5 protein-coding genes are annotated in these 4,372 nt (G+C 69.9%); all 5 read left to right on the top strand.

Annotated features, from left to right (window positions below; all coding sequences use genetic code 11):
* Nucleotides 1–424, top strand: a 424-nt coding sequence (locus tag VF697_RS34575; protein WP_331101775.1) for a DUF2378 family protein, incomplete at its 5' end; no start/stop codon positions are given.
* 16 nt (nt 425–440) lie between these two features.
* Nucleotides 441–881 carry a hypothetical protein gene (locus VF697_RS34580; protein WP_331101776.1) on the top strand — a complete coding sequence of 147 codons (441 nt, stop codon included), beginning with the start codon at nt 441–443 and terminating at the stop codon, nt 879–881.
* A 65-nt stretch (nt 882–946) separates the two neighbouring features.
* Nucleotides 947–2,125, top strand: coding sequence for a GNAT family N-acetyltransferase (locus VF697_RS34585; RefSeq protein ID WP_331101777.1), 1,179 nt, complete (start codon nt 947–949; stop codon nt 2,123–2,125).
* A 9-nt stretch (nt 2,126–2,134) separates the two neighbouring features.
* A complete protein-coding gene (locus tag VF697_RS34590; protein WP_331101778.1) occupies nt 2,135–2,461 on the top strand; it encodes an ATP-dependent Clp protease adaptor ClpS in 327 nt (108 codons plus the stop codon).
* 4 nt (nt 2,462–2,465) lie between these two features.
* The coding region (clpA, locus tag VF697_RS34595) for an ATP-dependent Clp protease ATP-binding subunit ClpA (protein WP_331101779.1) at nt 2,466–4,372 on the top strand (1,907 nt) is incomplete at its 3' end.

The following is a 4,372-nucleotide window of genomic DNA, read 5'->3' on the forward strand; positions in this document are numbered from 1 at the left end:
GAGGTGCCCCGAGATGGACTACCCGGTCCAGGTGTGGAAGCGGTGCGTGGCCCTGGCGAGGGACCTCGTCTACGGAGAGCTGGGCGACGCGGACGCCTACCGCCTCCTCGGCCGCAAGCTGACCGAGGGCTTCTCCGACACGCTGGTGGGCCGGGTGGCCGCCGTGGCGCTGCCGATGATTGGCGCGGCGCGGGTGGTGGAGCGGCTGCCGCGCTACCTCGCGATGATGGGCCGGCCGGACCTGGACGTGCAGCTGATTCCCATGGGGGAGCGCGCCCGGCGCGTCACCATTCCGGACACCCACAACCGCCCGGAGTTCATCGCCGGCGCGCTGGAGGTGGCGCTGGAGCGGGCCCACGTGCAGCCCATCATCACCGTGGAGGAGCGCTCGCACCTGGGCTTCCGCCTCCTCGTGCGCTGGTAACTGGTAGAAGGAGCCCATGGCCTACCCTCCCCGACTGGGACACCTCGCCACGCGCCCGGTGGTGGTGGCGAAGCTGACGCCCACCTACGCGCGCGCCCACAACATCGACGAGGAGGAGGCCGCGCAGCGCCTCTCGCAGGCACTCCAGGGCCGGCTGCTCACCTCGCTCCTCGAAGAGACGTGGACGGCCATGCGCGGCAAGTCCAAGCGGCTCGAGGACGAGGGGCTGGTGGAGAAGGTGGCCGCCACGCTGAAGGACCGGCCCCAGCGTCCCGGGCGCGTGGCGGAGCTGTCGCCCGCGTGGAGCGCCTTCCTGGTGCTCGCGGACCTGGAGGTCGGCACCGCCAGCGAGGCCGCGCGTCGGGTGATGGAGTCGCCCGAGGGCCGGCAGCGCGCCCAGGCGGGACTGGCCGAGGTGGGCCGCTTCCTGGCCGCCGAGCTCACCCGCGGCCGTTAGACACTCGGCGCGCGAGCGGGTTGGCGGGCCCGGGAGTGGGCCGTTATAGGCTCCGCCCGCCGACGATGTCCGACCCGCTGCCACCCACCCTGCGCGTCCTTCGCGCCATCACCGAGGTCCCCCGGGGAGCCTGGGACGCGCTGCTCGACGATGCGGCCCGGCCCTTCTCCGAGTGGGCCTTCCTGGCGGCGCTGGAGGAGAGCGGCAGCGTGGGGGCCTCGGCCGGCTGGCACCCGCGCCATCTCACCCTGTGGCGGGGCTCCCGACTGGTGGCCGCGGCCCCGGCGTACCTCAAGGACGACAGCCACGGCGAGTTCGTCGCCGACTGGTCCTGGGCCACCGCCTCCGAGCGCCTCGGCGTGCGCTACTACCCGAAGCTGCTGCTGGCCGTGCCCTTCACCCCCGTCACCGGCCGGCGCCTCCTGGTGGCCCCCGGCGAGGACCGGGCCGAGCGGGAGGCGGAGCTCGCCCGCGGGGCCCTGGAGTACGCCCGCGCCGAGGGCCTCTCCAGCGTCCACGTCCACTTCACCACCGAGGCGGAGCTGCCCGCCCTGGAGGCCGCCGGCTTCGCGCCGCGCCTGGGGGTGCAGTACCAGTGGAGCAACGCGGGCTACGGCTCCTTCGAGGACTTCCTCGCCCGCTTCCATACCAAGCGGCGCAACCAGCTCCGCCGGGAGCTGCGCGCCCCGGCCGCCCAGGGCATCACCCTGCGCACCCTGCGCGGCGAGGCGCTGGCCGAGGTGGATCCGGGGGAGCTCCACCGCCTCTACGCCTCCACGGTGGACAAGTACCCGTGGGGCCGGCGCCTCCTCACCCCGGACTTCTTCGCGCGCATGCTGTCCACCTTCCGTGCCTCCTGCGAGCTGGTGGAGGCCCGCCGGGAGGGCCGGCTGGTGGCGGGCGCCTTCAACCTGGTGGGGCCGCGCACCCTCTACGGCCGCTATTGGGGCTGCTTCGAGGAGCACCCCTTCCTGCACTTCAACGTCTGCCTCTACCACCCGGTGACCGAGGCCATCGCCCGGGGGCTGGAGCGCTTCGAGCCGGGCGCGGGCGGGGAGCACAAGCTCATCCGGGGTTTCGAGCCGAGCCTCACGCGGAGCGCTCACTTGCTCTTCCACCCCGGGGTCGATCGGGCGGTACGCTCCTTCCTGGAGCACGAGCGGGCGGCCGTGCTGGCTGGCCTGCCCCAGTGGCGTGCCGAAACAGGATTCAAGCGGGGGCCGTTCGTGGCCCCTACTCATTAGAGGGAGAACATGTCCCGAGAGAAGCACGACCCGGATTCGAATGTCGCGACGGAGACGGTCCCGCAGAAGAAGCTGAAGCGGCCGACCCTCTACAAGGTGCTCCTGCACAACGACAACTACACGACTCGGGAGTTCGTGGTGGCCGTCCTCAAGGAGGTCTTCCATAAATCCGAGACGGATGCCGTGCAGATCATGCTGCACGTTCATTACAACGGTGTCGGCGTCGCGGGCGTTTATACATTCGAGGTCGCCGAGACGAAGATGAGGACCGTGGAGGCGGCGGCGCGGGAGAATGGCTTCCCGCTGCGCCTCTCGATGGAACCAGAGGAAGGTTGAAACCGTGGCAGGACCGCTGATCGCCAAGGAATTGCAGGCCAGCTTCCGGAACGCGCTGGAGGAGGCGCGCCGGATGCGTCACGAGTACCTGACGCTCGAGCACCTCCTGCTCGCGCTCACCAAGGACACCCGCACCCGGGAAGTGCTCAAGGGCTGCGGAGCCAACGTCAAGCGACTTCAGGAACGCCTGGAGGGCTTCCTGGAGGAGACCGTCGAGCGGCTGCCCGAGGGGGTAGACGCCGAGCCGCAGCAGACCATCGGCGTGGAGCGGGTGCTCCACCGCGCCGCCATGCACGCCCTGTCCGCCGACCAGAAGCTCATCGACGGCGGGGACATCCTCGTGGCCCTGTTCCGCGAGGAGGAGAGCCACGCCCTCTACCTGCTGCAGCAGGAGGGTGTCACCCGGCTGGACCTGCTCAACTACATCTCCCACGGCATCTCCAAGGACGAGTCCGGAGAGGACGAGGGCGAGAGCGAGGGCGCGCCCCGGGCTGGCATGCCCGCGGGGGACGACGAGGAGGGGGAGGGCGGCCCGCGCAAGAGCCCGCTGGAGGCCTACACCACCAACCTCAACGAGGAGGCGAAGCAGGGCCGGATTGATCCCCTCATCGGGCGCGAGAAGGAGCTGGAGCGCACCATCCAGGTGCTCTGCCGGCGCCGGAAGAACAACCCGCTCTACGTGGGCGAGACGGGCGTGGGCAAGACGGCCATCGCCGAGGGGCTCGCGCTCCACATCCACGAGGGCCGGGTGCCCGAGGCGCTGAAGAACTCGGTCATCTTCTCGCTGGACATGGGCGCGCTGCTGGCGGGCACCAAGTTCCGCGGCCAGTTCGAGGAGCGCCTCAAGGGCGTGCTCAAGGCGCTCAAGGAGCACCCGGACGCCATCCTCTTCATCGACGAAATCCACACCATCGTCGGTGCGGGGGCCACCAGTGGCGGCTCCATGGATGCGTCCAACCTGCTCAAGCCCGCGCTGGCCAGCGGCCGGCTGCGCTGCATCGGCTCGACGACGTACCAGGAGTTCAAGGCGTCCTTCGAGCGGGATCGGGCCCTGTCGCGCCGCTTCCAGAAGATTGAAGTAGGCGAGCCGAGCGTGGAGGACACCGTCCTCATCCTCGAGGGGCTCAAGAGCCGCTACGAGGACCACCACGGGGTGAAGTACGCCACGGAGGCCATCCGGGCGGCGGCGGAGCTGAGCGCCAAGCACATCAACGACCGCTTCCTGCCGGACAAGGCCATCGACGTCATCGACGAGACGGGCGCGGCCGAGCGGCTCAAGCCCGAGGGCAAGCGCTCCGGCCAGGTGACGGTGGCGGACGTGGAGACCGTCATCTCGAAGATGGCGAAGATTCCGGCCAAGAGCGTGTCCGCCAGCGAGGGCGTGCAGCTCAAGAACCTGGAGCCCGAGCTCAACCGGGTCATCTTCGGGCAGGAGTCGGCCATCAAGTCGGTGGTGGACGCCATCAAGCTGGCGCGCAGCGGCCTGCGCGCGCCGGAGAAGCCCATCGGCAGCTTCCTCTTCTCGGGCCCCACGGGCGTGGGCAAGACGGAGCTGGCCAAGCAGCTCGCCGCGGTGCTGGGCGTGGAGTTCCTGCGCTTCGACATGAGCGAGTACTCGGAGAAGCACACGGTGAGCCGGCTCATCGGCGCGCCTCCGGGCTACGTGGGCTTCGACCAGGGCGGCCTGCTCACCGACGCCATCCGCAAGCACCCCTACGCGGTGCTGGTGCTGGACGAGATCGAGAAGGCCCACCCGGACCTCTTCAACATCCTGCTCCAGGTGATGGACCACGCGACGTTGACGGACAACAACGGCCGCAAGGCGGACTTCCGCAACATCATCATCATCATGACGACCAATGCGGGCGCCGAGACGATGAACAAGTCGGTGATCGGCTTCACCAACTCGCG

This window comes from Archangium sp. (assembly GCF_036388035.1).
Lineage (GTDB): Bacteria > Myxococcota > Myxococcia > Myxococcales > Myxococcaceae > Archangium.

Bases quoted from the DNA above. Each gene is read 5' to 3' on its own strand.
- VF697_RS34585 (WP_331101777.1), top strand. From the start codon at position 947: ATGTCCGACCCGCTGCCACCCACCCTGCGCGTCCTTCGCGCCATCACC.
- VF697_RS34590 (WP_331101778.1), top strand. From the start codon at position 2,135: ATGTCCCGAGAGAAGCACGACCCGGATTCGAATGTCGCGACGGAGACG.
- VF697_RS34580 (WP_331101776.1), top strand. From the start codon at position 441: ATGGCCTACCCTCCCCGACTGGGACACCTCGCCACGCGCCCGGTGGTG.